The 2,729-nt window shown below is 69.1% G+C and carries 3 protein-coding genes; 1 reads left to right on the forward strand and 2 read right to left on the reverse strand.

Annotated elements, in window-relative coordinates; all coding sequences use genetic code 11:
• Positions 1–268 precede the first annotated feature (268 nt).
• A complete protein-coding gene (locus AOK08_RS46770) occupies positions 269–439 on the forward strand; it encodes a hypothetical protein (RefSeq protein ID WP_198539525.1) in 171 nt (56 codons plus the stop codon).
• A 129-nt stretch (positions 440–568) separates the two neighbouring features.
• Here AOK08_RS46770 and AOK08_RS38780 read toward each other — a convergent pair whose 3' ends face one another.
• On the reverse strand, positions 569–1,561 hold the full coding sequence (locus AOK08_RS38780) for a 3-oxoacyl-ACP reductase (RefSeq protein ID WP_079054539.1): 993 nt from the start codon (positions 1,559–1,561) through the stop codon (positions 569–571).
• Positions 1,562–1,573: 12 nt separating this feature from the next.
• A complete protein-coding gene (locus AOK08_RS38785; protein WP_055534860.1) occupies positions 1,574–2,650 on the reverse strand; it encodes a Zn-dependent alcohol dehydrogenase in 1,077 nt (358 codons plus the stop codon).
• Between the last annotated feature and the right edge of the window lie 79 nt (positions 2,651–2,729).

Raw genomic sequence — 2,729 nt, forward strand, 5'->3', positions numbered from 1 at the left:
GTCTGCGTCTGCGTCTGCGTCTGCGTCGCAGCAACCGTTCGCGCCTGTCGCGGTGGCCCGGCCGGTGCCCTTGCAGCAGGCTCCACTGGGGCGGCTCGTGGCGAATGCCGGGAAGGCGGGAAGCCGGGAAGCCCGCTAAGTAACGAAGTGACGAAGCTTGTAACGAACTAGTCCCGGTTGGCGTGTACGGCTCGTGTCACCCCAAGTCGCCTTGGTTAAGATCATCCGGCTGTCAGAAGGATCATGTTGACGGGGTGAGTACTTTCCGATGAACGACACAAGCACCATGCAGCCGCTGTCCGCCGACGCCCACGAGGCGACGGGCCACAGCAACGGCCACGGCAGGCACCGGGGTCCGGTCTCGGCCCACAACGACGAGACGACCCCGCACGGCCGTCACCGCAAGCCGTCCTCCGAGCAGGCCGAGAACAGGGCCTGAGCCCGACGGTACATCGAGACATCGATCTCGACGTCGACCGACTCCGCGTCGACCGACTCCGCGTCGACCGACTCGACGTCGAGTGAAGCGCAGCCCCGCCCGGTCGGTTTACGGGCGGGGCTGCTTGTCTCAGCCGCGCTTGAGGCCCAGCACCTCCGCCGCCGCGAACGTCTCCCCAGTGGGCCGCTTCGCGTAGTGCGGGGTGAGCAGCGCGTCCAGTTCGTCGTAGGTGAAGGTGTCCTGCTTGCTGTCGAACTTGGCGGCGACCCGGGGGCGTTCGACGACGGCGACCATCCCGCCGTGGACGACGAGCAGTTGACCGTTGACAAGTTCGGCGGCCGGTGATGCCAGGTAGCCGACGAGCGGGGCGACATGCTCGGGGGCGAGAGGGTCGAGGCCGGCCTCGCCCTCCTCCGGCTGCTGGAAGTCCTGGAAGACGTCCTCGGTCATCCGGGTCCGGGCGCGCGGGCAGATGGCGTTCGCCGTCACGCCGTACTTGGCGAGGGCGAGGGCCGTGGAGGTGGTCAGACCGACGATTCCGCCTTTCGCGGCGGCGTAGTTGGGCTGTCCGGCCGATCCGGCGAGAAACGCCTCCGAGGACGTGTTGACGATCCGCCCGTACACCGGGGCGCCGGTCGCCTTGGCGCGCTCCCGCCAGTGCGCGGCGGCGAAGCGGGTCGTGTTGAAGTGTCCCTTGAGATGGACCCGTATGACGGCGTCCCACTCCCCCTCCGACATGGAGAAGACCATGCGGTCGCGCAGGATGCCCGCGTTGTTGACGAGGATGTCCAGCCTTCCGAACTCGGCGATCGCCAACTCGACCAGTTCACGGGCCTGTTGGTGATCGGCGACATCTCCGGTGTGGGCGGTCGCCGTGCCGCCCGCCGCGCGGATCTCGGCGGCGACCTCCTCGGCGGGGGTGGCGGACGCCTCGCCCGATCCGTCCCGGCCGGGCTGTCCGTAGTCGTTGACGACGACGGCCGCGCCGAGCCTGGCCAACTCCAGCGCCTCGGCCCGGCCGAGACCGCGCCCGGCGCCCGTGACGATCGCGGCGAGCCCCTCAAGCGGCAGTGCCGGTGACAGCGACGGTGATGGTGATGGTGATGGTGACAGCGGTGACATCGGCGGCGTCCCTCAGATCTCGATGCACGTACGCAGTGCGGTCCCCGTGCGCATCTGGTCGAGTGCCTCGTTGATGTCGGCGAGCGGTACGCGGTGGGTGATGAGGCCTTCGAGGTCGACGCGTCCGGCGCGCCAGAGGGCGATCGTGCGCTCGTAGGACCGCATGACGTCGCCGCCGCCGTACATCGACGGCAGGATGCGCTTCTCGTCGAAGAACAGCTCGAACATGTTGAGTTGGAGGTTGTCGTCCATGGCACCGGCGCCGACGACGACCATGGTGCCGCCGCGCCGGGTGGTGTCGTAGGCGGTGCGGGCGGTGGCGGAGCGGCCGACGACCTCGAAGACGTAGTCGAACCCCTCGCCGCCGGTGAGCTGTTGCTTGGCGTTCGCCAGCTCGTCCGGCGAAACGGCCTTCGTTGCACCGAACTTGAGCGCGGACTCCCGGCGCGAGAGCACCGGGTCGACGGCGACGATCTCGGCGGCGCCCTGGAGCCGCGCGCCCTGTATCGCGGAGATGCCGACACCTCCGCAGCCGATGACGGCGACCGACGAACCGGCTTGCACCTCAGCGGTGTTGATGGCGGCACCGAGTCCGGTGGTCACTCCGCAGCCGATGAGGGCGGCGATGTCGAAGGGCACGTCGTCGGGGATGGGCACGGCGCAGCCCGCGTCGAGGACGACCTCCTCGGCGAATATGCCGGTGCCTGCCATGCCGAAGACATCGCCGCCGGGGCGCCGGAAGTTGGGGGTGCCCGCGTTCATGAACCCGGAGAGACACAGTTCGGTCTGGCCGCGCCTACAGGCGGGACAGGCGCCGCAGGCGGGCAGCCAGCAGATGACGACCCGGTCACCTGCCTTCAAGTGGCTTACCCCTTCCCCCACTTCGAGGATCTCGCCGGCGCCTTCATGACCGGGGACGAAGGGTGCGGGCTGCGGCAGTACGCCGCTCATCGCGGAGAGGTCCGAGTGGCACAGCCCGGTGGCCCGTATCCGGATCCTCACCTTGCCGGGGCCGAAGCCCACAGCCTCGACGTCGTCCAGGACGTCGAGCTTGTCCTGCCCGATCTCGTGCAGTACGGCTGCGCGCATGGCGCGGCTCCCTTCGGGGACCTACGGCGATGTACGGGGGTGTGCAGGCGAATGCGTGGGTGGGTGAACGGGTGGGTGA

The sequence above is a fragment of the Streptomyces graminilatus genome, from assembly GCF_001418565.1.
GTDB lineage: Bacteria > Actinomycetota > Actinomycetes > Streptomycetales > Streptomycetaceae > Streptomyces > Streptomyces graminilatus.

Coding starts and splice junctions, on each gene's coding strand:
- AOK08_RS46770 (WP_198539525.1), top strand. CDS start 269: ATGAACGACACAAGCACCATGCAGCCGCTGTCCGCCGACGCCCACGAG.
- AOK08_RS38780 (WP_079054539.1), bottom strand. CDS start 1,561: ATGTCACCGCTGTCACCATCACCATCACCATCACCGTCGCTGTCACCG.
- AOK08_RS38785 (WP_055534860.1), bottom strand. CDS start 2,650: ATGCGCGCAGCCGTACTGCACGAGATCGGGCAGGACAAGCTCGACGTC.